The sequence below is a fragment of the Micromonospora fulviviridis genome (assembly GCF_014648395.1).
Classification (GTDB): Bacteria; Actinomycetota; Actinomycetes; order Mycobacteriales; family Micromonosporaceae; genus Micromonospora; species Micromonospora fulviviridis.
The window spans coordinates 125,125-149,138 of the sequence record NZ_BMRA01000002.1 but is presented as its reverse complement, the minus strand read 5'-3'; the positions used below and the strand labels follow the sequence as shown (position 1 = coordinate 149,138).

The 24,014-nt window shown below is 73.5% G+C and carries 27 protein-coding genes and 1 pseudogene; 16 read left to right on the top strand and 12 right to left on the bottom strand.

Annotated elements, in window-relative coordinates; translation table 11 throughout:
• Positions 1 to 39: 39 nt before the first annotated feature.
• Entirely contained in the window at positions 40 to 1,026 is a 987-nt protein-coding gene (sigB, locus tag IEY96_RS05675) for an RNA polymerase sigma factor SigB (RefSeq protein WP_189193738.1), read from the bottom strand.
• Positions 1,027 to 1,251: 225 nt separating this feature from the next.
• On the opposite strand from sigB, the gene IEY96_RS05670 reads away from it, so the two are divergent.
• Positions 1,252 to 2,040, top strand: coding sequence for a sporulation protein (locus IEY96_RS05670; protein ID WP_189194251.1), 789 nt, complete (start codon positions 1,252 to 1,254; stop codon positions 2,038 to 2,040).
• Positions 2,041 to 2,128: 88 nt separating this feature from the next.
• On the opposite strand, the gene dtd is transcribed toward IEY96_RS05670, so the two are convergent.
• Together dtd and IEY96_RS05660 are read right to left on the bottom strand one after the other, a co-directional pair.
• On the bottom strand, positions 2,129 to 2,551 hold the full coding sequence (gene dtd / locus IEY96_RS05665; RefSeq protein ID WP_189193737.1) for a D-aminoacyl-tRNA deacylase: 423 nt from the start codon (positions 2,549 to 2,551) through the stop codon (positions 2,129 to 2,131).
• Positions 2,551 to 4,035, bottom strand: a complete 1,485-nt coding sequence (locus IEY96_RS05660) for a DUF7782 domain-containing protein (protein WP_189193736.1) — start codon at positions 4,033 to 4,035, stop codon at positions 2,551 to 2,553. The genes dtd and IEY96_RS05660 overlap by 1 nt, the downstream gene beginning before the upstream one ends.
• 184 nt (positions 4,036 to 4,219) lie before the next feature.
• On the opposite strand from IEY96_RS05660, the pseudogene IEY96_RS05655 reads away from it, so the two are divergent.
• The 4 genes and pseudogenes from IEY96_RS05655 to IEY96_RS05640 form a co-directional block, all read left to right on the top strand.
• A pseudogene (locus IEY96_RS05655) lies at positions 4,220 to 5,434 on the top strand (S8 family peptidase); the annotation flags it as partial.
• A 95-nt stretch (positions 5,435 to 5,529) separates the two neighbouring features.
• On the top strand, positions 5,530 to 6,114 hold the full coding sequence (locus tag IEY96_RS05650) for an HhH-GPD-type base excision DNA repair protein (RefSeq protein WP_189193734.1): 585 nt from the start codon (positions 5,530 to 5,532) through the stop codon (positions 6,112 to 6,114).
• Between the two features lie 61 nt (positions 6,115 to 6,175).
• Positions 6,176 to 7,375, top strand: a complete 1,200-nt coding sequence (locus IEY96_RS05645) for a low temperature requirement protein A (RefSeq protein ID WP_189193733.1) — start codon at positions 6,176 to 6,178, stop codon at positions 7,373 to 7,375.
• Positions 7,376 to 7,445: 70 nt separating this feature from the next.
• Positions 7,446 to 8,678: a low temperature requirement protein A gene (locus IEY96_RS05640; protein WP_189193732.1), complete on the top strand. Its 1,233-nt coding sequence runs from the start codon at positions 7,446 to 7,448 to the stop codon at positions 8,676 to 8,678.
• A 4-nt stretch (positions 8,679 to 8,682) separates the two neighbouring features.
• Here IEY96_RS05640 and IEY96_RS05635 read toward each other — a convergent pair whose 3' ends face one another.
• Positions 8,683 to 8,994, bottom strand: coding sequence for a YlcI/YnfO family protein (locus IEY96_RS05635; protein WP_189193731.1), 312 nt, complete (start codon positions 8,992 to 8,994; stop codon positions 8,683 to 8,685).
• Complete coding sequence (locus IEY96_RS05630; RefSeq protein ID WP_229791413.1) at positions 8,984 to 9,295, bottom strand: hypothetical protein; 312 nt, start codon at positions 9,293 to 9,295, stop codon at positions 8,984 to 8,986. The genes IEY96_RS05635 and IEY96_RS05630 overlap by 11 nt, the downstream gene beginning before the upstream one ends.
• A 106-nt stretch (positions 9,296 to 9,401) precedes the next feature.
• Here IEY96_RS05630 and IEY96_RS05625 point away from each other — a divergent pair, with 106 nt between their 5' ends.
• The gene (locus IEY96_RS05625; protein ID WP_189193729.1) at positions 9,402 to 9,758 is read left to right on the top strand and encodes a DUF3099 domain-containing protein; all 357 of its coding nucleotides are present in this window, start codon (positions 9,402 to 9,404) and stop codon (positions 9,756 to 9,758) included.
• Between the two features lie 35 nt (positions 9,759 to 9,793).
• On the opposite strand, the gene IEY96_RS05620 is transcribed toward IEY96_RS05625, so the two are convergent.
• Complete coding sequence (locus IEY96_RS05620; RefSeq protein WP_189193728.1) at positions 9,794 to 10,690, bottom strand: carbohydrate kinase family protein; 897 nt, start codon at positions 10,688 to 10,690, stop codon at positions 9,794 to 9,796.
• Complete coding sequence (locus IEY96_RS05615; protein WP_189193727.1) at positions 10,687 to 11,622, bottom strand: pseudouridine-5'-phosphate glycosidase; 936 nt, start codon at positions 11,620 to 11,622, stop codon at positions 10,687 to 10,689. Before IEY96_RS05615 ends, IEY96_RS05620 begins: the two co-directional genes overlap by 4 nt.
• An 88-nt stretch (positions 11,623 to 11,710) precedes the next feature.
• Between IEY96_RS05615 and IEY96_RS05610 the strand changes: the two genes are divergently transcribed.
• The 3 genes from IEY96_RS05610 to IEY96_RS05600 all read left to right on the top strand — a co-directional run bounded on the left by IEY96_RS05610 (position 11,711) and on the right by IEY96_RS05600 (position 14,539).
• Positions 11,711 to 11,929, top strand: a complete 219-nt coding sequence (locus IEY96_RS05610; protein WP_030502976.1) for a DUF3039 domain-containing protein — start codon at positions 11,711 to 11,713, stop codon at positions 11,927 to 11,929.
• Positions 11,930 to 11,969: 40 nt separating this feature from the next.
• On the top strand, positions 11,970 to 12,620 hold the full coding sequence (locus IEY96_RS05605; protein WP_189193726.1) for a trimeric intracellular cation channel family protein: 651 nt from the start codon (positions 11,970 to 11,972) through the stop codon (positions 12,618 to 12,620).
• Positions 12,621 to 12,805: 185 nt separating this feature from the next.
• Positions 12,806 to 14,539, top strand: coding sequence for a DEAD/DEAH box helicase (locus IEY96_RS05600; protein ID WP_189193725.1), 1,734 nt, complete (start codon positions 12,806 to 12,808; stop codon positions 14,537 to 14,539).
• A gap of 172 nt (positions 14,540 to 14,711) precedes the next feature.
• Here the strand turns inward: IEY96_RS05600 and IEY96_RS05595 are convergent, their stop codons facing one another.
• Complete coding sequence (locus IEY96_RS05595) at positions 14,712 to 14,945, bottom strand: DUF7455 domain-containing protein (protein ID WP_013284786.1); 234 nt, start codon at positions 14,943 to 14,945, stop codon at positions 14,712 to 14,714.
• Positions 14,946 to 15,190: 245 nt separating this feature from the next.
• Positions 15,191 to 16,807: an RNA polymerase sigma factor gene (locus IEY96_RS05590; RefSeq protein ID WP_189193724.1), complete on the bottom strand. Its 1,617-nt coding sequence runs from the start codon at positions 16,805 to 16,807 to the stop codon at positions 15,191 to 15,193.
• A 287-nt stretch (positions 16,808 to 17,094) separates the two neighbouring features.
• Between IEY96_RS05590 and IEY96_RS05585 the strand changes: the two genes are divergently transcribed.
• On the top strand, positions 17,095 to 17,916 hold the full coding sequence (locus tag IEY96_RS05585) for an inositol monophosphatase family protein (RefSeq protein WP_189193723.1): 822 nt from the start codon (positions 17,095 to 17,097) through the stop codon (positions 17,914 to 17,916).
• Positions 17,917 to 17,981: 65 nt separating this feature from the next.
• Here IEY96_RS05585 and IEY96_RS05580 read toward each other — a convergent pair whose 3' ends face one another.
• On the bottom strand, positions 17,982 to 18,494 hold the full coding sequence (locus IEY96_RS05580; RefSeq protein ID WP_189194250.1) for a LytR C-terminal domain-containing protein: 513 nt from the start codon (positions 18,492 to 18,494) through the stop codon (positions 17,982 to 17,984).
• 434 nt (positions 18,495 to 18,928) lie between these two features.
• Between IEY96_RS05580 and IEY96_RS05575 the strand changes: the two genes are divergently transcribed.
• Positions 18,929 to 19,225 (top strand): DUF4193 domain-containing protein, encoded by a 297-nt coding sequence (locus tag IEY96_RS05575; RefSeq protein ID WP_091269374.1) that lies wholly within the window; start codon positions 18,929 to 18,931, stop codon positions 19,223 to 19,225.
• Between the two features lie 213 nt (positions 19,226 to 19,438).
• Positions 19,439 to 20,215 carry a hypothetical protein gene (locus tag IEY96_RS05570; protein WP_189194249.1) on the top strand — a complete coding sequence of 259 codons (777 nt, stop codon included), beginning with the start codon at positions 19,439 to 19,441 and terminating at the stop codon, positions 20,213 to 20,215.
• 21 nt (positions 20,216 to 20,236) lie between these two features.
• Here IEY96_RS05570 and IEY96_RS05565 read toward each other — a convergent pair whose 3' ends face one another.
• Entirely contained in the window at positions 20,237 to 20,728 is a 492-nt protein-coding gene (locus IEY96_RS05565) for a DUF3093 domain-containing protein (protein WP_189193722.1), read from the bottom strand.
• Positions 20,729 to 20,814: 86 nt separating this feature from the next.
• Between IEY96_RS05565 and dut the strand changes: the two genes are divergently transcribed.
• The 4 genes from dut to IEY96_RS05545 all read left to right on the top strand — a co-directional run bounded on the left by dut (position 20,815) and on the right by IEY96_RS05545 (position 23,301).
• On the top strand, positions 20,815 to 21,312 hold the full coding sequence (gene dut, locus IEY96_RS05560; protein WP_189193721.1) for a dUTP diphosphatase: 498 nt from the start codon (positions 20,815 to 20,817) through the stop codon (positions 21,310 to 21,312).
• Positions 21,313 to 21,337: 25 nt separating this feature from the next.
• On the top strand, positions 21,338 to 21,991 hold the full coding sequence (locus tag IEY96_RS05555) for a DUF3710 domain-containing protein (RefSeq protein WP_189193720.1): 654 nt from the start codon (positions 21,338 to 21,340) through the stop codon (positions 21,989 to 21,991).
• 258 nt (positions 21,992 to 22,249) lie between these two features.
• The gene (locus IEY96_RS05550) at positions 22,250 to 22,630 is read left to right on the top strand and encodes an OB-fold nucleic acid binding domain-containing protein (RefSeq protein WP_189193719.1); all 381 of its coding nucleotides are present in this window, start codon (positions 22,250 to 22,252) and stop codon (positions 22,628 to 22,630) included.
• Entirely contained in the window at positions 22,627 to 23,301 is a 675-nt protein-coding gene (locus IEY96_RS05545; protein ID WP_189193718.1) for a DUF3159 domain-containing protein, read from the top strand. The genes IEY96_RS05550 and IEY96_RS05545 overlap by 4 nt, the downstream gene beginning before the upstream one ends.
• 19 nt (positions 23,302 to 23,320) lie before the next feature.
• On the opposite strand, the gene IEY96_RS05540 is transcribed toward IEY96_RS05545, so the two are convergent.
• Positions 23,321 to 24,013, bottom strand: coding sequence for a potassium channel family protein (locus IEY96_RS05540; protein ID WP_189193717.1), 693 nt, complete (start codon positions 24,011 to 24,013; stop codon positions 23,321 to 23,323).
• Position 24,014: the final 1 nt, after the last annotated feature.

The following is a 24,014-nucleotide window of genomic DNA, read 5'->3' as shown; positions in this document are numbered from 1 at the left end:
CAGGCCCCGGCGAACCGCCGGGGCCTGTCGGGGTCGGGGTCAGCAGGCGTACGCCTCCAGCCGGTTGGCCCGCTCCGGGGCGCGCAGCTTGAGCAGGGTCACCTTCTCGATCTGCCGGATCCGCTCCCGGGACAGCCCGAACTCGCGACCCACCTCGTCGAGGGTGCGCTGCCGGCCGTCGTCCAGGCCGAACCGCAGCCGGATCACCGCCTGCTCCCGCTGGGAGAGGGTGGCCAGCACGATGCGTACTTCGTTGCGCAGTTCGCCGTCGGCGGCGGCGTCGCCCGGCTCCGCGTTGGGGTCCACCGCGGCCACGAAGTCGCCCAGCGCGCTCTCGCCGTCCTCGCCGACCGTCTGGTCCAGGCTCACCGGCTCCCGGTCGTACGAGATCAGCTCGATCACCTGGTACTCCGGGATCTCCAGCGCGGTGGCCACCTCGGCGACGGTGGGCTCCCGGCCCAGCGTGACCGACAGCTCGCGGCGGACCCGGACCATCCGGTTGACCTGCTCGACCATGTGCACCGGGATGCGGATGGTGCGGGCCTGGTCGGCCATGGCGCGGGTGATGGCCTGGCGGATCCACCAGGTGGCGTAGGTGGAGAACTTGTAGCCCTTGGCGTAGTCGAACTTCTCGACCGCGCGGATCAGGCCGAGGTTCCCCTCCTGGATGAGGTCGAGGAAGGCCATGCCGCGACCGGTGTAGCGCTTGGCGATGCTCACCACCAGCCGCAGGTTCGCCTCCAGCAGGTGGTCCTTGGCGGCGCGGCCCTCGGCCGCGATCAGCTCCAGGTCGGCGCGCAGCTCGCTGGAGACCGGGGTGCAGGTGGAGAGCTTCTCCTCGGCGAAGAGGCCGGCCTCGATGCGCTTGCTCAGCTCGACCTCCTGCGCCGCGGTGAGCAGCTTGGTGCGGCCGATGCCGTTCAGGTACGCCCGGACCAGGTCCGTGGAGACGCCGCGCTCGTCGGTGGCGTCCAGGTCGGTCAGGGTGACGTCCAGTTCCTGGTGCTCGATCATCTGCTGGGCCATCTCTGTCTCTCCCCGTGTCCGTCGTGCCGTACCGGTTCCGTGCCGTTCGCCGGCGCGGTGGTGCCGGTGATGAACAGCTTGGCGGGCGGCGCGTGAAACGGGAGTGAGGCGATCGGGGACCCGACAGCAATCCGGGCGGAACCTCGGCTGTGCCTTGCCGGGCCCGGTTACCGTGCCAGCGGCCGGCCAGCGAGGCTCGGCACGCTCAGGCGATCGGAGGACGTGGTGGTCTTCAAGCGGCTCATGCAGGCGATGGGTGTGGGTGGACCGTCGGTGGAGACGGTGCTGGCCAACCCGAACTGCCGTCCCGGCGGCCAGTTGGAGGGCCGGATCCAGGTGGTCGGTGGGGAGCACCCGGTGGACGTGAGCTACGTCGCACTCGGTCTGGTCACCCGGGTCGAGGTGGAGAGCGGCGACTCCGAGTACGACACCACGCAGGAGTTCGGCCGGGCCCAGGTGACCGGCCCGTTCCGGCTGGACCCGGGGCAGCGGTACGACGTGCCGTTCCGCTTCCAGGTGCCCTGGGAGACCCCGCTCACCGACCTGTACGGCCAGCACCTGCACGGCATGACCATGGGACTGCGGACCGAGCTCGAGGTGGCCCGGGCGGTCGACAAGGGCGACCTGGACGCGGTGGCGGTGCACCCGCTGCCGGCCCAGGAGCGGCTGCTGGAGGCGCTGCTGCGGCTGGGCTTCCGGTTCGCCCGGGCCGACGTCGAGCGCGGCCACATCTACGGCCTGCGGCAGAGCCTGCCGTTCTACCAGGAGATCGAGTTCCACCCGGCGCCCCAGTACGCGGGTGCCATGAACCAGCTCGAACTCACCTTCGTCACCGACCCGCACCAGATGCACGTGGTGCTGGAGCTGGACAAGCGCGGTGGCCTGTTCACCGAGGGGCGCGACGCCTTCGGCCGCTTCACGGTCGACCACGCCACGGCGGACCGCACCGACTGGACCGCCCAGCTCGACGGCTGGCTCCGCCAGTCCCTCTCCCGCCGCGGCCTCTTCTTCTGACCTGCCTCTCCCCGTTGATCAAGAAGTTCGCGTCTCGGCCGGCCCGATTTCCGACGCGAACTTCTTGATCGACGAGGCGGTGCGGGGGTTACAGGTCCAGGAGGAGGGTGCGGGGGCCTACGTTGACGCTCTCCACCAGCATGTGGGTGCGGAAGCGGCCGGTCTCCACCTTGGCGCCTCGTTGGCGTAGCTCTCGTACCACCGTCTCCACCAGGGGTTCGGCCTGGTCCGCGGGGGCGGCGGCGGTCCAGCTCGGGCGTCTGCCCTTGCGGGCGTCGCCGTAGAGGGTGAACTGGCTGACCACGAGGACGGGGGCGCCGGTGTCGGCGGCGCTGCGCTCATCGTCCAGGATGCGCAGCTCGTGGATCTTGCGGGCCATGGTGGCGGCCACCTGCGGGGTGTCCGTGTGGGTCACCCCGAGCAGCACCAGCAGCCCGTCGGCGATCTCGCCGACCACCTCGCCGTCGACCGTCACGGCGGCCCGGCCGACCGTCTGCACCACGGCCCGCATCAGTCCGCCACCGGCTCGACGATGCCCCGCTCGACCAGGTGCGCCACGATCGGCCCGGCCGCCTCTGCCAGCTCCTCCGGGGCGACGTCGTGCGCGGCGGCGAGCAGGGCGAGCTGGTCGCGCAGCGGCAGCCGGCCGTCCGCGCCGCCGACCAGGGCGAGCACCAGCGGGTCGATCTCCTCGGACCAGCGCAGCCCGCGCGGCATGGCGAGGACCTGGCGGTCCACGGCCCAGCCCTCCTCGCCCATGGTGGCCTCCTGGCGCAGCTGGAGCTCGTCGGCGGCGCGGTAGCGGGCGGCGAGCAACCCGTCGGTGTCCCGGGCGCGCAGCCAGTCCTGCCGGTCGAACCACTCGCCCACCCGGTCGCCCAGTGGCGGCTCCACCCGCTGGCGCAGGTCCTCCACCCGGACGACCGGCTCGTCGTGGCCGGCGCGGCGCAGCGAGACGATGCCGAACCCGACCGCCTCGACCTTGTGCGCGTCGAACCAGTCCAGCCAGGCCGCCATCCGCTGCGGGTCGGCCACCTCGCCGACGTCGGTGAGCCACAGGTTGACGTACGCCATCGGGTCCGCCACCTCGCGCTGGATCACCCAGGCGTCCAGCCCGGTGCCGGCGAACCAGCCGGTCACCCGCTCGGCCCAGTCCTCGCCGGTGACGTGCACCCAGTTGGCCAGGTACTGCATGGTCCCGCCCTCGGTGAGCAGGTGCGGGGCGGCGGCGGCCAGCTCGGCGCCGATCGCGTCGCCGACCCGGCCCGAGTCCCGGTAGACGTGCGTGGTGGTGCCGGGCCCGACCACGAACGGCGGGTTGCTGACCACCAGGTCGAACCGGCGGCCGGCCACCGGGGCGACCAGGTCGCCGCGGAGCAGTTCCCAGTCCTGCCCGTTGAGGGCGGCGGTGGTGGCGGCGAAGCGCAGCGCCCGCTCGGAGACGTCAGTGGCGGTCACCCGGCGGGCGTGGGTGGACAGGTGCAGGGCCTGGACGCCCGAGCCGGTGCCCAGGTCCAGCGCGGTCTCCACCGGCCGGCGCACGGTCGCGCCGATCAGCGTCTGGGTGGCGCCGCCGATGCCCAGCACGTGCTCGGCGTGCAGCGGGCGGCCGGGCCGGGCGCTGGCCGGCACGTCGGCGAGCACGAACCAGTCGTCCCCGTACGGCTCCAGGTCGACGCCGGCGCGCAGCCCCTCGCCGTGCCGCTCGACGAGGCCCCCGGCGAGCGCCTCCTCGACGGTCAGCGGGGCGAGCGCGGCGGCCACCACGGGCTCCGGCTCGGTCTGGTCGCAGATGAAGACCCGGATCAGCGTGCCCAGCGGATCGCGGTCCTCGGTGGCGCGCAGCGCGGCCCGGTAGTCGTTGCGGGCGACCGCGCCGGTGGCCTGCGGGCCGAGCCGGTCGGCGATGCCGTTGGCGGTGAAGCGCGCCCGGGTCAGGGCGGTGCGCAGCGCGTCGACCCCGGCGGGGGAGAGCAGCATGTCGTGACGGTCCACGTCGTCATCCTGCCTCGCCGGGGCGCCCGCCCGGCCGGCACCCGGCGGATCCATACCGCCAGCCCACTGTATCGGCCGTTATCTCTTTCATGTTCATCGATGCATGACTAGCATCTGCGCCAACATCCGTCGATGGGCGTCCCGGTGGCCACGAGCCCGGGAGCGCCCGGTAGGGAGCCAGACGATGTCCGACGTGTCCGTTCCCCGGCGGCGTGCGCTGCGCGCGCTCGCCGTCACGGCCGCCGCCGCGGCCCTCGCCGCCGCCGCCTCCACCCCCGCCCTCGCCGCGCCGACCGGCGACGTCCGCTACGCCTCCGCCCCCGACGCCATCAGCGGCAGCTACCTCGTCGTGCTGAAGAGCGACACGGTCGGCGCCGCGAACAGCCTCACCGCCCGTACCGCCGTGCCGGACCGGGCCGCCGGCCTGGCGAAGCGCTACGGCGGCAGCGTCGGCACGGTGTGGAGCTCCGCCCTGACCGGCTACAGCGCGAAGCTGAGCCCCGCCCAGGCCCGCCGGCTGGCGGACGACCCGGCCGTCGCGTACGTCGAGCAGGACCGGGTGGTCCGCGCCCAGGCCACCCAGACCAACCCGCCGTCCTGGGGCCTCGACCGGATCGACCAGCGCAACCTGCCGCTGAACGCCAGCTACACCTACCCGAACACGGCCTCGAACGTCCGGGCGTACATCATCGACACCGGCATTCGGACCACCCACACCGACTTCGGCGGCCGGGCCACCTGGGGCACCAACACCGTCGACACCAACAACACCGACTGCAACGGCCACGGCACCCACGTGGCCGGCACCGTCGGCGGCACCCGGTACGGCGTGGCCAAGGGCGTCCGGCTGGTCGCCGTGAAGGTGCTCAACTGCTCCGGCAGCGGCAGCACCACCGGCGTGGTGAGCGGCATCAACTGGGTCACCTCGAACGCGGTGAAGCCGGCGGTCGCCAACATGAGCCTCGGTGGCGGCGTCAGCAGCTCGATCGACAACGCCGTGACCAACTCGGTCAACTCCGGCGTCACGTACGCGGTGGCGGCCGGCAACTCCAGCGCCAACGCCTGCAACTACTCGCCGGCGCGGGCCGCCGCCGCGATCACCGTCGGCTCCACCACCAGCAGCGACGCGCGCTCGTCCTTCTCCAACTACGGCTCCTGCGTGGACATCTTCGCCCCCGGGTCGAGCATCGTCTCCGCGTACCGGACCAGTGACACCGCCAGCAGCACGCTGAGCGGCACCTCGATGGCCTCGCCGCACGTGGCGGGCGCGGCGGCGCTGGTGCTCGGCGCCAACCCGTCGTACAGCCCGGCGCAGGTGGCCAGCTACCTGACCACCAACGCCACCACCGGCAAGGTGACCAACCCCGGCTCCGGCTCGCCGAACCGGCTGCTCTTCGTCGTCAACTGACGCGTCGCGCGGCCCCACGGCCCGGTGGACCCCACCCCTGTCCACCGGGCCGTGTCGCGCACACGGGCGGCGGCGGGCGGGGCAGGATGGAGGGCATGACGCTCTCGCTGCCCATCGACCCGCAGGCCAACGAGCTGCTGGCGCGCAGCCCGCTGGCGCTGCTCCTCGGCATGGTGCTGGACCAGCAGGTGCCGATGGAGAAGGCGTTCTCCTCTCCCTACGTGCTCGCCCAGCGGCTCGGCCACGAGCCGGACGCCCGGGAGCTGGCCGAACACCCCCCGGAGGCCCTGGTCGAGATCTTCGCCCGGCCGCCGGCACTGCACCGGTTCCCCAAGGCCATGGCGGCTCGGGTGCAGGAGGTGTGCCGGGCGCTGGTCGAGCGTTACGACGGCGACCCGGCCCGGCTCTGGTCCGAGGCGGCCGACGGGCGGGAGCTGCTGCGCCGGGTCGGCGAGCTGCCCGGTTTCGGCAGGCAGAAGGCGCAGATCTTCGTCGCCCTGCTCGGCAAGCGGTTCGGGATCACCCCGGACGGCTGGCGCGAGGCGGCCGGCGGCTACGGCGACGTGGACGCGTACCGTTCGGTGGCCGACGTGACCGATCCCGAGTCGCTGCGCCGGGTCCGCGAGTACAAGCAGCGGATGAAGGCGGAGGCGAAGGCCGCGAAGGGCTGACGCAACCCGGTCCCACCCTGGCTCGTTGCATGATCGTCGAGGCGGTCACGGCGGGCGGGTGATGACGGACGAGCGGGGGGCGGAACTCCTGCGCGGCGGCGGGGGCAGTCACCGTGCGACCTTCCTGGAGCTCTTCCTCGACGTCGTCTTCGTCTTCGCGTTCACCCGGGTCTCGCAGCGCCTGATCACCGACGTGGCGATAGGCGGCGAACGCCTCCCGCTGGAACTGGCGCAGACGCTGTTCCTGCTGCTCGCCCTCTGGATGGTCTGGTCGCTGACCGCCTGGGCCACCAGCCACTACGACCCCGAGCAACCGCCGATCCAGGCGGTAATGGTCGGGTCCATGTTCGGCAGTCTGGTGATGGCGGTCTCGGTGCCGGACGCGTACGGCGCGCACGGCTTGAGCTTCGCCGCCGGGTACGTCTCCATTCAGCTGGGCCGCTCGATCTACCTGACGGTGGCGCTGCGCCGGCACGTCCAGCGGCACCTGTCCAGCCGCATCCTGGTCTGGTCGGCCGTCTCGGCCGTGCCCTGGCTCGTCGGCGGCCTGGTCGGGGAGGACCTGCGGCTGCTCTGCTGGGGGGTGGCCCTGGCGATCGACTACCTGGGTCTGGTCACCGGCTGGCCGGTGCCCCGGCTGGGCCGGGCGTCGGCCACGGCGTGGACGGTGACCGGCGAGCACCTGGCCGAGCGGTACCAGCAGTTCACCATCATCGCGCTCGGCGAGATGATCTTCGTGGCCGGCGTCGGGTTCAGCGGCAGCGACTTCACGCTGCTGCGCTGGATCGCCCTCGTGGACGCCTTCGCCACCACCGTGCTGCTCTGGCGGATCTACTTCCACCGGGCGGGCTCGGTGCTGGTCGAGGCGGTGGCCGAGGCCCGGCAGCCGGCCCGGCTCGGCCTGTCGGCCACCTGGACCCACCTGACGATGATCGCCGGCATCGTGACCGCGGCGGTCGGCTACGAGGTGGCCATCGCGGAGCCCGCGGGGCACGCCGACGTGGTCCGGGTGGCGGCCATCGTCGGGGGCCCGGCGCTGTTCGTGATCGGCCGGGCCCGGTTCGAGTACGAGGTGTTCGGCCGGGTCTCCCGGTCCCGCGTGGTCGGCCTGCTGCTCCTGGTCCTCGGGGTGCCGCTGCTGAGCCGGCTGCCGCTGCTCGGCATCGCCGCCGGCGTCACGGCGGTGCTGACCGGGATGGCCGTGGCGGACGCGCTGCGGGCCCGGGGCCGCCCGCCGGAACGCCCTGCCTCGCCGATGTGACCCGCCCGGGGACACGCAACCGGGGCGGCGCCCGCCTCGTTGGGAGGCAGGACGGCGGACGGGGGTCACGGTGGACGAAGGGGCTGCGGCGCTGCTGCGCCCGCCGGGGAGTTCCGCGCGCGCCACCTTCCTGGAGCTCTTCTTCGACCTGGTGTTCGTCTTCGCGCTGACCCGGGTCTCGCAGCGGCTCATCAACAGCCTGCCTGCCACCGGGTGGTCGCTGGCCTTCGCGGTGGGCCGTACCGTGCTGCTCTTCCTGGTGTTGTGGCTGGTGTGGACGATCACCGTCTGGGTGACCAGCCGCTACGAGCCGGAGCAGGCCGTCATCCAGGCCGTGGTGGTCGGGACCATGTTCGCCAGCCTGGTGATGGGGGTGGCGCTGCCACGGGCCCTGGAGGAGCGCGCGCTGCCGTTCGCCGCCGCGTACGTGGCGGTGATGTTCGGACGGCCCCTGGTCATCGCCGCCGCGCTGCGCGGCCATCCGCGGCGGCTGGTGCCGCTCCGGCTGGCCGCCTGGGCGGGGGCGACCGCGCCGCTCTGGCTGGGCGGCGCGCTGGGCCCGGACGAGATGCGCCTGCCGCTCTGGGCCCTCGCGCTCCTGCTCGACTACGCCGCCCTGTTCACGGGCTGGCCGCTGCCGCGGCTCGGATCCTCGCCGACCCTCGGCTGGCGGATCGCCGGCGAGCACCTGGCCGAGCGGTACCAGCAGATCTTCCTCATCGCGCTGGGCGAGTCGATCCTGGTCATCGGCGTGACGTACAGCGGCGAGAAGTTCTCCCGCCAGGGCGCCGGCGCCTTCGTGGTCGCCTTCGTCACCACGGCGCTGCTCTGGCGGATCTACTTCCACCGGGCCGGGCGCCTCCTCGGCGAGGCGCTGCGGCGGGCGCGCGTGCCCGGCCGGCTCGGCACGTCGGCCACGATCACCCACCTGGTCATCGTGCTCGGGGTGCTCACCACGGCGGTCGGCTACGAGGTGGCCATCGCCGAGCCGTTCCACCGGACCGACGCGGCCCTGCTGCTCTTCGTGGTGGGCGGACCGCTGCTCTTCCTGGCCGGCCGGGCCCGCTTCGAGTACGAGATCTTCGGCCGGATCTCGCTGCCCCGGATTCTCGGCGGGGGCGCGCTGGTCCTGCTCGTCCCGCTGCTGGCGCACGGTCCCGCCGTGCGGGCCCTGTGGGTGGTGGCCGCCGTGCTGGCGGTGGTGGCGCTGGCGGACGCGCGGCGCAGCCGGGGTCGCCCGCCGGAGATGTCGGCCTCCCCGATCGGGCGCACGGGGCCGGAGAGCCGCGGCCCGGAGGCGTGACGGCTCAGGCGGCGGTGGGGCGGGAGAGCGCCGCCAGGGCCCGGCGCACGTCGGCCAGGGAGACCGTGGCGGAGTCGTCGAGGTCGGCCAGGCCGGCCTCGATCCACTGGCGCATGAGCGTGGTCACCCCGATGCCGCGCGTCTCGGCGGCCGCCCGGACCCGTTCGTACGTCTCCAGCGGCAGGCGCACCGAGCGGCTGACCATCGGCACGTCGGTGTCGGGGGTGGGCAGCTCCGCGGGCTGGGTGTCGTCGATCAGGTCGGCGAGCGCGTCGCCGGTGTCGTGGAACCGCTTGGTCGCCTCGTTACGGTGCATCGTGACCGCCTCCTCGTCGGCGTGACCTCCGCACCGCGTCGTCGTAGCGCTTGGCCTCGACGTCGCTCAGTTCGCGGGCGGAGAGGATGTCCCAGTCGTTGTCGGTGCCGTCGGCCTCGGCCAGCAGCACCGCGAGGCGTCGCCCCCGGTGGTCGGTCGCGTAGACCACCATGACGTCGTCCCCGAGGTGCCGGATGACCCGCCGCGTGCTGTGCAGGGCCTCCCAGACTTCCCCCGGCGTGACGTCGTAGACCCGCAGGTTGTCCAACGCCTCGTCGGAGAAGCTGAACCGGTTGCCCACGGGGCGAGCGTACCACGGGCGTAACACGGACTGCCTTGTCACGATTTTCGCCGATCAACCGTCAGGGGTGACAGGATGAGTCGTAATCCCCTCGAGGAGGTCCGTGGTGAAGCGTCAGGCGTATCAGCCGATCCTGATCACCGACGCCTCGCGCAGCCAGGACGACCAGCTCACCAGCCGGCAGAAGCGTTACGTGCTGATGATGGGAATCCGGGTCGCGTGCCTGGTGATCGGTGCGGTCCTGGTCGTTGTCAAGGCACCGCTGCTCTGGCTCTGGCTGCCGCTCTGCGGTCTCGGGATGGTGCTCATCCCCTGGCTGGCCGTGCTGCTGGCCAACGACCGCCCGCCCAAGGAACAGCACCGGCTGGCCGGACGGTTCCAACCCCGCCACCGCGACGAGACCCCACCCATGGCCCTGACGTCCGAGGAACTCCCCCACAAGGTCATCGACGCCGAACCCTGACCGGTCCGGGCGGCAGCCGCCCGGACCGACCGCCGTCACGGCTGGGGGCGGGCGCCCACCGTGGTGACCGCCAGGGCGCCCAGGTCGCCGGCCCGGGTCAGTGCGGCGCGGGGGGTCGCGCCGGCCAGCCAGGCCGTGAGCAGGCCGGCGGCGAAGGCGTCGCCCGCCCCGGTCACGTCCACCACGGCCACCCCGGGCGCCGGAGCCGTCTCGACCAGTCCGGTCCGGTCCACCCAGACCGCGCCGGCCGCGCCCCGCTTCACCACCACCCGCCGGGCCACCGAGGTCAGCGCCCGGGCCTGCGCCGCCGGGTCCAGCCCGCCGGCCAGCACCGTCGCCTCGTCCGTGTTGACCAGCAGCAGGTCGACGTCGCGTACCCAGGTCAGGAAGGCCGTGCCGACCCGCCGCAGCGGGGCCGCGGAGGCCGCGTCGACGCTCGTGGTCAGCCCGCGCTCGCGCGCCGCGGCCAGCGCGCGCAGGCCCGCGCCGCGCGACCCGACGTCCAGCAGGGTGTACGCGGACAGGTGCAGGTGCCCGGCGTCGGGCGCCGCCGCGACGGTCCGGTCGACGTGCCCGGCGGTCAGCCGCAGGTTCGCCCCCCGCTGGCTGACCATGGTGCGCTCCCCGTCGTGGGTGAGCACGATGACCGTGCCCGTCGGGTAGCCCTCGTGGCGCTCCACCGCGCAGGTCACCCCGACCCGGTCCAGCTCGGCGACCCGCTCGCGGCCGGTCTCGTCGTCGCCGACGGCGGCGACCAGGGTGACGGCCGCTCCCTGTCCGGCCAGCCAGGCCGCGGTGTTGGCCGCCTGGCCGCCGCCGCTGAACCGGATCCCGGCCGCGGTGTCCGAGCCGGTGGCCAGGGGGCCGGAGAGCACCGCGAGCACGTCGGTGATCACGTCGCCGACGACGATGATGCGTGGCGCGGGGCTCATGCCGAGGGAACGGTGCGGTGGGCCGCCGAGGCGACCGCGATCCGCGCCGCCAGGTCGGCGTTGCGCAGGATGATCCGGACGTTCACCGCCAGGCTGGCGCCCTCGGTGGCGGAGTGGAAGTGGGCCAGCAGGAACGGGGTCACCGCCTTGCCGGTCACCCCGTCGCGGGCCAGCATCTCCAGGCCCGTGGCGAGGGTGCGGTCGTGCAGCGCCGGGTCGAGCTGCTCGTCCACCGGCAGCGGGTTCGCCACGATCAGCCCGCCGTGGTGCACGCCCTGCTCCCGGCGGGCGGCCAGCACGTCGGCGGCCTGCTCGGGCGACTCCACCGACCAGTCCAGGTCGAAGCCGGCGTCGGTGAGGTAGAAGCCGGGGAAGCGGCGGGTGCGGTAGCCGACCACGCTCACGCCGAGGGTCTCCAGCCGCTCCAGGGTGGCGCCCACGTCGAGGATCGACTTCACCCCGGCGCAGACCACCGCGATCGGGGTCCGGGCCAGGGTGACCAGGTCGGCGGACTCGTCGAAGGTCTGCGCGGCCTCCCGGTGCACCCCGCCGAGCCCGCCGGTGGCGAAGACGCCGATCCCGGCCGCCGCGGCCACCGCGCTGGTCGCCGCCACCGTGGTGGCGCCGTCCGCGCCCGTCGCCGCCGCCACGGCCAGGTCGCGTACCGAGAGCTTGCTCACCCCGTCGACCGTGGCGAGCCGGGTGAGCTGGGCGTCGTCCAGCCCCACGATCAGTTCACCGGCGACCATGCCGATGGTGGCCGGGACGGCCCCCGCGTCCCGGACCGCCTGCTCGATCTCGCGCGCGACGCGAAGATTGTCCGGCCGGGGCAGGCCGTGCGAGACGATGGTGCTCTCCAGGGCGACGACCGGACGCCCGTCGCGCAGGGCGTCGGCCACCTCGGTGCCGAGACTGATGTGAAAGTTGGTCACTTCGGCTACGGTACGGGCCGCTCCCGCCGCGGGCCCAGGTGGACCGGGCCGGATCGACCTGCAAAACTGGACCGTTGGAGGTGTAGACGTGAGTACAGAGGTTCTCGAGCGTCCCGAGCTGAAGGACGCCGACACCGGCCCGGAGATGTTCCACTACGTCCGCAAGGAGAAGATCGCGGAGAGCGCCGTCATGGGCACCTTCGTGGTGGCCCTCTGCGGCGAGACCTTTCCGGTCACCAAGGCGGCCAAGCCGGGCTCCCCGGTGTGCCCGAAGTGCAAGGAGATCTACGACTCGTACGCCGAGTGATCCCGGGCGGCCTCCCCGGCCGCCCGCGTAACCTGCGGCGGTGACCACCTCCACCCCACTGCTCCTCGCCGACCTCACCGGTGTGGCGGTCTTCGCCGCCTCCGGCGCCTCCGCGGCGGTGGCCAAACGGCTCGACCTCTTCGGGGTGGTCTTCGTCGGCGTCGTGGCCGCCCTCGGCGGCGGGATCTTCCGCGACCTGGTCATCGACGAGGTGCCGCCGCTGGCCTTCGCCGACTGGCGGTACGCGGTCACCGCGGCGGTCACCGCGGCCGCCATCTTCTGGCTGCATCCCCAGTTCGCCCGGCTGCGCACCACCGTCCTGGTGCTCGACGCGGCCGGTCTCGCCCTGTTCACCGTCACCGGCACGCTCAAGGCCCTCGACGCCCACGTGCCGGCCGTCGGCGCCTGCATGATCGGCATGCTCACCGCGATCGGCGGCGGGCTGGGCCGCGACCTGCTCACCGGCGAGATCCCCGTGGTGCTGCGCCGGGAGATCTACGCCGTGGCAGCGCTCGCCGGGTCGATCGCGGTGGCGCTGCTGTCGACGTACGGCGTGGCGACCGCGGGGCCGCTGACCGCCGCGGCCGTCCTCGTCTTCGCGCTGCGCCTGATCGCGCTGCGGCGGCGCTGGTCCGCCCCGGTGCCGGCCCTGCGGCCGCCGCGCACCGGCGCCCGGGGACCGCAGGTCTGAGCCCTGTCGAGGCGGGGTGGGCGGATGTGACCAGCGTGGCGTCGAGTGGGGCGTGACGCCCCCGCTGGTTATGCTGAGTCGGCCTTCGCGGCACCCATGCGCGAGGGCGTTTTCATGGGCGGCGGTACCCGTGGCCCTCGGCCGGGCGGGGCCCGTCCCCGCCTGCGAGCGGAGAGGAGCTACGCGTGGCACCGCGGTTGCCGGCGCTCGACACGTTCCCACCCCTGCGTGCCTGGCAACGCAAGGCGATGGTGGAGTACCTGCGCCGCCGCACCGAGGACTTCACGGCGGTCGCCACGCCCGGCGCCGGTAAGACCACGTTCGCCCTCCGGATCGCCGCCGAACTGCTGAACGACGGCACGGTCGAGGCGGTCACCGTGGTCGCGCCGACCGAGCACCTGAAGACCCAGTGGGCGGAGTCCGCCGCCCGGGTCGGCATCCAGCTCGACGCCGCCTTCCGCAACGCCGACCTGCACTCCGCGGCCGACTTCCACGGCGCGGTCGTCACGTACGCCCAGGTCGGCATGGCGCCACAGGTGCACCGGCGGCGCACCATGACCCGGCGCACGCTGGTCATCCTCGACGAGATCCACCACGCGGGCGACTCGCGGACCTGGGGCGACGGCGTCAAGGCGGCCTTCGAGCCCGCGGTACGCCGGCTGATGCTCACCGGTACGCCGTTCCGCTCCGACGACAACCCGATCCCGTTCGTCAGCTACGAGCGCGGCGGGGACGGGCTGCTCCGCTCCCGCGCCGACTCGGTTTACGGCTACTCCGACGCGCTGCGCGAGGGCGTGGTCCGGCCGGTGCTCTTCCTGGCGTACTCGGGGGAGACCCGGTGGCGCACCAACGCCGGTGAGGAACTGGCCGCCCGGCTGGGCGAGCCGATGACCCAGGACCTCATCGCGCAGGCCTGGCGGACCGCGCTGGACCCGGCCGGTGACTGGATGCCGCAGGTGCTGCGGGCCGCCGACGCCCGGCTGACCGTGCTGCGCAACAACGGCATGCCCGACGCCGGCGGCCTGGTGATCGCCAGCGACCAGCAGGTGGCCCGCTCGTACGCCAAGCTGCTGGAGCAGGTGACCGGTGAGAAGGCCGCTGTGGTGCTCTCCGACGACCAGGGCGCGTCCGCGCGGATCGCGACGTTCGCGGCCTCCGAGCAGCGCTGGCTGGTCGCGGTCCGGATGGTGTCCGAGGGTGTCGACATCCCCCGGCTGGCCGTCGGCGTCTACGCGACCAGCGCCAGCACCCCGCTCTACTTCGCGCAGGCGATCGGCCGGTTCGTCCGGGCCCGCCGGCCGGGCGAGACCGCCTCGGTCTTCCTGCCCAGCGTGCCGCACCTGCTGGGGCTGGCCAGCGAGATGGAGGCCGAGCGGGACCACGTGCTCGGCAAGCCGAAGGACTCCGACGGGCTCGACGACGACCTGTTGGAGCGCGCCCAGCGGGACGACCAGGCCAGCGGCGAGCTGGAGAAGCGGTTCGCGGCACTGTCCGCCACCGCCGAGCTGGACCAGGTGATCTTCGACGGGGCGTCGTTCGGCACGGCCGCCCAGGCGGGCACCCCGGAGGAGGAGGAATACCTCGGCCTGCCGGGGCTGCTCACCGCCGACCAGGTCTCGATGCTGCTCACCAAGCGGCAGGCCGAGCAGCTCGCCGCGCAGCGGCGCCGGGCCACCCAGCGGACCGCTGAGCCGGCCGCTGCGGCCCCGACGGCGCCCCCGGCCCCGATGAGTGCCGCCCAGCGTCGGGTGGCCCTCCGGCGGCAGCTGAACGCCCTCGTGGCAGCCCGGCACCACCGCACCGGCCAGCCCCACGGCAAGATCCACGCCGAGCTGCGCCGCCTCTGCGGCGGCCCCCCGAGCGCCCAGGCCACGATCGAGCAGCTCGAAGAACGCATTGCAACGGTCCAAACCCTCTGACCGCCCCGCCCCGCCCCGCCCGGTCTGGTTGATCAAGAGGTTTGCGTCGGGATCCGGCCCGATTCCGACGCAAACTCCTTGATCAACGCTCCCGTCCGGGGGTACGCAAAAGCCGGCCGGAGGTCCCTGGGGACCTCCGGCCGGCTTATGTCGAGTTGCGGATTCCTCGTACTCAGTTCGCCATCAGATCGGCGCCACGCCAGCTGAACTCCGGGTCCGACGCGTAGCGCACGGTGATCTTCACGAGATCCTCCGCGTACTTGTTCGCGTGGTGCCCACAGAACACCAGCTCGCTCCCACCCGCCAGAGTGATCCGGAGCTTGCCGGCAGCATTGCAGCGGTCGCACCGTTCATCGGCGGCCGGGGGGCTCACCGTCTCGGGCGGCGGCGTGAGGGTCGGGGTCATCGCCTTCCTCCTCTGGTCGTCACCGATGAACACTCTCTTCGGTTGCTCACCTATCGTGCAACACCCTTCTCGGGCCCTGCCTTCCCTGTGTGCCCGTCGGGGACGGAGGTCACACCTGGCGTGGAAGACAGTGTGCCGTGCACCAAGGGTGCCACGTCAACGATCACAAACGGGCAACCGTCAGGTCACCGGAGAGTGTTCTACGGCTGGTGATCAAACCGACACGGCTGGTTGACGCGTGGCGGTCAGTCCAGGTAGTCGCGGAGCACCTGGGAACGCGAGGGGTGCCGCAACTTGGACATGGTCTTGGATTCGATCTGCCGGATGCGCTCCCGGGTCACGCCGTACACCTGGCCGATCTCGTCCAGGGTGCGCGGCTGGCCGTCGGTGAGGCCGAAGCGCAGGCGTACCACGCCGGCCTCCCGCTCGGACAGCGTCTGGAGGACCTGCTGGAGCTGGTCCTGCAGGAGCGAGAACGACACCGCGTCGACCGCGACGACCGCCTCGGAGTCCTCGATGAAGTCGCCGAGCTGGCTGTCACCCTCGTCACCGATGGTCTGGTCGAGCGAGATGGGCTCCCGGGCGTACTGCTGGATCTCCAGCACCTTCTCCGGTGTGATGTCCATCTCCTTCGCCAGCTCCTCCGGGGTGGGCTCGCGGCCCAGGTCCTGGAGCAGCTCGCGCTGGATCCGGCCAAGCTTGTTGATCACCTCGACCATGTGCACCGGGATGCGGATGGTGCGGGCCTGGTCGGCCATGGCGCGGGTGATGGCCTGGCGGATCCACCAGGTGGCGTAGGTGGAGAACTTGTAGCCCTTGGTGTAGTCGAACTTCTCGACCGCGCGGATCAGGCCGAGGTTGCCCTCCTGGATGAGGTCGAGGAAGGCCATGCCGCGGCCGGTGTAGCGCTTGGCCAGCGAGACGACCAGCCGGAGGTTGGCCTCCAGCAGGTGGTTCTTGGCCCGCTCGCCGTCCCGCGAGATCCACATCAGGTCGCGCTGCATGTCGCGGGTGAGCTTCTCCTCGCCCTCGTCGGCGGCGCGCAGCCGCTCGGCGGCGTAGAGGCCGGCCTCGATCCGCTTGGCGAGCTCGACCTCCTGCTCGGCGTTGAGCAGCGGCACCTTGCCGATCTGCTTGAGGTAGGCCCGGACGGAGTCGGCGGAGGCGGTCAGCTCGGCGTCCCGGCGCGCCTGCTTCAGCGCCTCGGACTCCTCGTCGTCCCACTCGAAGTCGTTGTCCGTGGCGGAGTTGGCCGCGTCGGTCTCGGCGGCCTGGGTCAGCTCGGCCGGCTCCTCGACCACCACGTCCTCGATCTCGGCGGCGAGCTCCTCCGGGTCGATCTCACCCTCGGCACCCTCGCCCTTGGCCCCGTCCTTCGCCGGCTTCGCGGCGGCGTTCTTGGCGGCGACGGTGGCCTTGGTGGCCCGGGTCGTCTTGGTGGCCTTCGCCGGGGCGGCTGCCTTGGCGGCCACCTCGGCGGTGGTGCTGGCGCCGGCGGCCTTGCGCGCCGTCGCCTTCCGCGGGGCGGGGGCCGGGGCCTCCTCGGCGGCCGGCGCCTGCTTCGGGGCGGGCGCGGCGGCCTTCTTCGTGGTCTTGGCGGTGGTGGCCCGCGAGGCCGGGGTGGCGGACCGGGCGGCGGCGACCCGGCGGCGGGTGCTCGCCGAGCCGTCCACGACCACCGTCACGCCCGCCTCGGAGAGCGCGCGGAGGATCTTCTTGGCCTGGGCCGGGGTCACCTCGGCGGACTCGACGGTGCGCGCGAGCTGGGCCGACGTGAGCTGGCCGCCGGCGCTCTGCGCGTGGGCGATCAGGGTGTCGGTGAGCGAGCGAACGTCGGCGCCGGTCTGGCGTGGTTCTGTCACGAATGACCTTCCGGAGGCGAAGAGCGAGCACGGCCGGGTCGTCCGGCGCAGCACGGGACGCCGTGCCGGGCGATGTCGTTGAGGGACCCCCGTGTCCCGGGCCGGCCGGTCGCTGGCGGTCCGTGGCGCGTGGGGCAGGGTGAATTGTAACGCCGTCTGCGGCGATCATCCTGCGCCGCACGGTGGACCTGCCGTACGGACCGCCGATTAGACGCAGTTGTGGACTTTGTAAGGATGATACCCGCGCACGAACCGGCCGGTCCGGGTCGTGCCGGAAGGGGACGAACATGACCGCCTCGGCACCCACGCCGCAGGAATTGCTCACGATCGCCGTCGAGGTGGCCCGGGACGCTGCGGCCACCGCGCACCGGATGCGGGCCGAGGGGGTCTCGGTCGCCGCGACCAAGAGCACCGTCACCGACGTGGTCACCGCCGCCGACCGGGCGGTGGAGCGGCAGGTGCTGGCGGCGCTGGGGACGCTGCGCCCCGGCGACGCGGTGCTGGGCGAGGAGTACGGCACGGGCGAGACCGGCCCGGCCGCCGAGGACGGGGTGCGCTGGATCGTCGACCCGATCGACGGCACGGTCAACTACCTCTACGGGCTGCCGTACTGCGCGGTCTCCCTGGCCGCCGAGGTGGCCGGCGAGGTGGTCGCCGGGGTGGTGCGCAACGTGGCCACCGGGGAGGAGTGGACGGCCACCGCGGGCGGCGGTGCCTGGCGGGACGGGGAGCGGCTGCGCTGCTCCGCCGAGACCGACCTCGGGCAGGCGCTGATCGCCACCGGGTTCGGCTACGACGCCGGACGCCGGGCGCACCAGGCCCGGGTGGTCGCCGAACTGATTCCGCAGGTGCGCGACATCCGCCGGATGGGCGCCGCCGCGCTCGACCTCTGCCTGGCCGCCGAGGGCCGGGTGGACGCCTATTACGAGAAGGGTCTGGCCGCCTGGGACCTCGCCGCGGGCGGGCTGGTGGCCCGGGAGGCCGGGCTGCTGGTGACCGGGCTGTCGGGCCGGCCGCCCGGCCCGGACCTGGTGCTCGCCGCGCCGCCCGCCCTGCACGAGCCGCTGCACACCCGGCTCGCCGCGCTGGACGCCTCCGGCGGCCCGTGACGGTCCAGACACGCGGAAAGAGTGGCCGCCCCGTCGGGGGAGGCCACTCTTTCGGGAGCCGACCGCTACCTGACCGGGCCCGCGCAGCTGCCGGCCGGCGCCTCCGGCGAGCCGAGGTCGCCGAGGGACTGGTTGACCTCGGTGGTGGTGGCCAACTGCTGGAAACCGTTGCCGAGGACCACGTCGACCGTGTCGTCCTTGCGCTTCAGGTCGGGTTCCAGCTTGGCCTGGTTGAGGAAGTAGGCCCGCAGCAGGTGCGCGGAGCCGACGCCCTTGGGGCCGAAGCGCAGCACCGCCACGTTGTCCACGGGCTTGGCGTTGCCCACCTTCTTCACCTGGAACTTGCGGTTGCGGAAGTCGTCCGCGACGCTGCCGGCCAGGCCGACTTCGTCCGGGTTGCCGTTGTAGACGTTGATCTTGACGTCCTTCTGCTCCCGCAGGCGCAGGTCGGCGACCGGCCAGCCCTGCGGGCAGTCCTCGGCGGTGCTGGCCGTGCCCTGCGTGTCGCGGACCAGCGCGACTACGACGAAGACCAGGGCGGTGACCGCCAGCAGTCCGACGACAACGAGTGCCCGCACTCGCGCAAAACTCATTCTGGGCGCTCCCGGACGGTGTTTGGGTGGCGGCGGCCGCCGGCGGTCGGTCCGCCCCGCCGGCCGTCGAGTACGCCGCTGAGGTTAACGCTTGTCCGGCCGTCGCGTGGAAACAGTCCGACATGCCGGCGCGCCACCGGGGGAACGGGTACTACTACCCCTATCTTCGTGTCGCCTGAGTCACATTGGGAACAACTTCGGGCGCAGGGGCGTACATCTCTGCCGCGAGGGCGGTATACATGCCTCGCCCAAAGGGGGGGTAAGGTTCCGCGCTCGCTGGGGGAGTTCCTTCCTGGCGGCCCGGCCCCGACGGTCGGGTCGGGTGACCGACACATTTGGTGGCCGGCCAGCGGAACCGAAACAGCGTCGTCCGGCGTTACAACCGGAAGCGACCATATCGATATGGGAGAGTGAAACCGATGGCCACCGACTACGACGCCCCGCGTCGCGACGAGGTCGACCTCGGCGAGGACAGCCTGGAAGAGCTCAAGGCCCGACGCGTCGACACACAGTCGGGCGCCGTGGACGTCGACGAGGCCGAGGTGGCCGAGAGCTTTGAGCTGCCCGGCGCCGACCTGGCCGACGAGGAGCTCACGGTCAAGGTGCTACCGATGCAGCAGGACGAGTTCCGATGCGCCCGCTGCTTCCTGGTCCACCACCGCAGCCAGCTGGCGGTCGAGCGCAACGGCGAGCTGATCTGCCGCGAGTGCGTCTGACCCCGACACGAGACACCGGCGGCGGCCTCCTCGACGGGGCCGCCGCTCATGGAGCCGCCGTGCGCCGGTGGCGGGAAGCTGCTTGACTCGTACCGGCGGCTGTCACGCCGCGCGGAGCAGGAGGGCGGACGGGTGAGCGAGCGCAGCGAGCGGGCCGACGGGCCGGACGCCGACGGGGGCGGCGCCGACCGGTCGACCGGAAGGACGCCGGACGTGGATGCCTCCGCCGAGCCGGCGCCACCCACAACGGACGCCGACCAGCTCGGCGCGACCGTCGCCGCGCTGACCGCGGACGACCTGCCCGTGGCCCGCCGCCGGCAGTTGCTCACCCGGCTGGTCGGCCAGGCCCGCGCCCGCGGCATCACCGACCTGTACAAGCCGAAGGCCGCCGTCCGGTGGATGGCCGACACCGTCGCCGAGATCGCCCCGCGCGTGCCGATCCGCGACCGGGCCACGCTCCGGAAGCACTTCCCCGACCTGGACGACGACGCCCTCGCCGACCGGTTGATCCGCAACGCGGCCCGGGCCACCGCCGGTGTCGGCGCGGCCGGCGGCGGGGTCGCCGCGGTCGAGTGGGCGGTCACCCCGACCCTGCTCTCCGCCCCGGTGCTGCTGGCCGCCGAGACGGTCGCCGTGGTGGCGATCGAGCTGAAGCTGATCGGCGAGCTGCACGAGGTGCACCGGGTGCCGCTGCCCGCCGGGGGAGCGCAGCGGGCGGTGGCGCTGGTGCAGTCCTGGGCCACCCAGCGCGGGGTCAACCCCATGATGCCGGGGGTCGGGGTCAGCGCGGTGCTGGGCACCGCCGCCCGCCGCGAGCTGCGCGACAGCCTGCTGCGCCGATTCGGCCGCAACCTCACCACGCTCGGCCCGTTCCTGACCGGCGCCGCCGTGGCCGGCTACCTCAACCGGCGGGCCACCCGCACCCTCGGCGACCAGCTCCGCAAGGACCTCCGCCACCAGGCGCGCGCGCTGCCCGGCACGCACCCCTGAACCGGGGGACCGCCGGGCGGGTCAGCCGGCGTCGCGGGCGGCGAGCAGGGCCGCGGCCAGCTCGACCGGGCGGCGGCTGCTGACCACCCAGAACGGGGTGGGGTCGTCGGGGTCGTTCAGCACCACCTGCACCGCGCCGCCCACCCAGGGGCGCTGCACCACGAACGCGAGCGGGTCGGAGCCGACGCCGAGCACCTCGCGCCGGCCGGCCGCGTCCAGCGGCACCGCGTCGGCGACGAAGCGCACCGGGAGGTGGGCGTCGTCGACCCGCAGCTCGCCGGCCTCGACGGTGACCCGGATCCGGCCCATCCACCAGAGCGTGGCCACCGCCGCGGGGAGCAGCAGCACGAACGGCAGCCAGGCACGGACGCCGGTCGCGCCCATCCACAGCTCGGCGGCGAGCAGCCCGGCGAGGGCGAGGCCGACCGGCCAGGCCCACCAGGGCAGCCCGAGGCGCTCCGCGTACCCGGGCGGGGCGGCCACGGGGGCGGTCGAGGATGACGACTGACGCACAGTCCGAGGGTACGGCGCGCGGGCGGCCGGCGAACCGGCAGGATGGCAGGGTCACCCCCGCAAGGACCGGACGGAAGAGGATGACCGTGACAGACGTCGTACCCGTGCCCGTACGACAGCTCGACCCGGAGCTGCCGCTGCCGGCGTACGCCCATCCCGGCGACGCCGGCGCGGACCTGGTGGCCGCCGCGGACGTGGAGCTGCCGCCGGGCGGGCGGGCCCTGGTGCCGACCGGCGTGGCCGTCGCGCTGCCGGAGGGGTACGTCGGCCTGGTGCACCCCCGATCGGGGCTGGCGGCCAGGCTCGGCGTGACGGTGCTCAACGCGCCCGGTACGGTCGACGCCGGCTACCGGGGTGAGATCCTGGTCAACCTGATCAATCATGATCGGGAGACGCCGGCGAAGATCAGCCGCGGCGACCGGATCGCGCAGCTCGTGGTCCAGCGGGTCGCCCGGGCCGAGTTCCAGCCGGTGGCCGAGCTGCCCGCGTCCCGGCGCGGGACCGGCGGGCACGGCTCCACCGGCGGGCACGCCGGGCTGGTCCCGGCTCCGGCGGGCGGGCGGACGGAAGAGGTGGCAGGGTGAGTGCGAACAGCGGAGGGTGGGCGCAGTGATCTTCTCCCGTAAGCGGGCCGAGGGCGCGCGGCACGCGCGTGACGAGCGGGACGCCGGGGTCCTCGACACCGAGGAGACCCCGCAGCCGCCGGCCCGCGGCCCGTACGACGTCACCGAGGCGCCCGACGCGCCCCGGCTCGACCTGGGCAGCCTGCAGATCCCGGCGGTGCCGGAGGTCGAGGTGCGGGTGCAGGCCGACCCGCAGGGCGTGATCCAGCAGGTGGTGCTGGTGCACGGCCAGAACGCCCTCCAGCTCGGCGTCTTCGCCGCGCCCCGTTCCGACGGCATCTGGGACGAGGTGCGCGAGGAGATCCGGCAGTCGCTGTTCAACGACGGCGCCGCGGCCCAGGAGGTCGAGGGGGAGTACGGCACCGAGCTGCGGGCCCGCGTCCGCACCCCGGACGGCATCACCGACCTGCGCTTCGTCGGCATCGACGGGCCGCGCTGGATGGTGCGCGGGGTCTACCAGGGCGAGGCCGCCACCAACCCGGTCGCCGCCGGCCCTCTCGCGGCCTGCCTGGACGGCCTGGTCGTCGACCGCGGCCACGAGGCCAAGCCGGTCCGCGAGCCGCTGCCGCTGCGGCTGCCCCGCGAGATGGCCGAGCAGCAGGCCGAGCAGGAGGGCGCGCCGCAGCAGCGCGAGGCCTGAGCACCGCGATCCGGGCCCGGTCGGAGTCGGCGTGACGTCGACGACGCCGGGCCCGTCGCGTGTCCGGGCCAGGCCGCGGCGGGCGGATCCGCGCCCGGCCCCGGGGGCGTACGCCCTCCGACGCCGGTCCCGCCGCCGGGCCGGATCGGCGTACGCTGGCGGGACGGTTCCGCCACCTGCGGGGCCGCTGCCGGCGCGGCCGGCCGATCCAGGGAGCCGGCACGAGCCGGCCGGCATGGAGAGGGTGACGCGGAGGTCATGACGACCGACGAGAGCCGGGTGTCGCTGCGGCGGTTCCTGCAACGGCTCACCGCGAGCGAGGCCGAGATCGAGGCGCAGGAGCTGCAACGGGAGAGCGCCGAGTGCGGCGGCATGCCGGCCCGCCAGTGCATGCGCGGCCAGGTGGTCTCGGTCACCGGGCGGCTGCGCACCGTGGTCTACACGCCCCGGACCAACCTGCCCACGCTGGAGGCCGACCTCTACGACGGCAGCGACGTGGTGACCCTGGTGTGGCTCGGTCGGCGGCACATCGCCGGCATCGAGCCGGGCCGGCACCTCACCGCCCGTGGCCGGGTGGCCGTACGGGACGACCGCAAGGTGATCTACAACCCGTACTACGAGCTGGAGTCGCCGAAGTGACGACCGGACAGCACACCGAGCCGGAACTCGGGCCGGAGGACGAGCGGCTGCCCAGCATGGCCGAGCAGATGGCCGACCAGCTCGGCGGCTGGCGGGGCCTGGTCGAGTCGAGCATCCCCGTGGTGGTCTTCGTGCTCGCCAACGTGGTGGGCGACCTGCGTCCCGCCGTGATCGCCTCGGTGGCGGTGGCGCTGCTGATCGCCGGGCTGCGGCTGGCCCAGCGCCGGCCGGTGCGGCACGCGGTCAACGGCCTGGTCGGCATCGCCATCGGCGCGGCCATCGCGTGGCGTACCGGCGACGAGCGCGACTTCTACCTCCCCGGCATCCTCTACGGCATCGGCTACGGCCTGGCCCTGCTGCTCTCGGCGGCCATCAAGCAGCCGCTGGTCGGCTGGATCTGGTCGGTGCTGGTGGCCAAGGGCCGCTCCGAGTGGCGCGACGACCCGAAGCTGGTGCGCACCTTCACCCAGCTCACCGTGCTCTGGGGCGTGGTGTGGCTGGCCAAGGTCGGCGTGCAGGCCGGGCTCTACCTGGCCCACCAGGACACCGCGCTGGGCGTGGCCCGGCTCGCCCTGGGCTACCCGCCGTACGCGCTGCTGCTGCTGATCACCGTCTGGGTGGTGCGCCGGGTCACCCGGGAGACCGCGCCGACGCCGCTGCCGGGGGCCTGAGCCCCCGGGCGCCACTCGGTCAGGGCAGCCGCTCGCGGTTGCGCCCGACGCTGTCCGGGCCGAGGATCACCGCCCGGACCTCGTCCTCCACCGCCGCCGTGCACACGAAGATCAGCTCGTCGCCGGCCTCGATCGGGTCGTCCGGGCTGGGCACGAGCACCCGCTTGCCGCGCAGGATCGCCACGAGCGCCGCGTCCCGGGGCAGCGGCACCGCGTGGATCGGCTGCCCGACGTAGGGCGCGGTGGGCGGCAGGGTGATCTCGACGAGGTTGGCCTCGCCCTGCCGGAAGGTCATGAGCCGGACCAGGTCGCCGACGGTGACGGCCTCCTCGACCAGCGCGGCCATGACCCGCGGCTTGCTCACCGCGACGTCCACGCCCCACTGCTCGGTGAAGAGCCACTCGTTCTCGGCCCGGTTGACCCGGGCCACCACCCGGGGCACCGCGAACTCGGTCTTGGCCAGCAGCGACACCACCAGGTTGACCTTGTCGTCGCCGGTGGCCGCGACGACCACCTCGCAGCCGGCAAGGTTGGCCTCCTCCAGGCTGGCCAGCTCGCAGGCGTCGGCGAGCACCCAGTCGGCGGCCGGCACCCGGTCGGGCCGGAGCATCTTGGGCTGCCGCTCGATCAACATCACCTGGTGGCCGTTGTCGATCAGCTCCTGGGCGATGGACCGGCCCACGTTGCCCGCGCCGGCGATGGCGATGCGCATG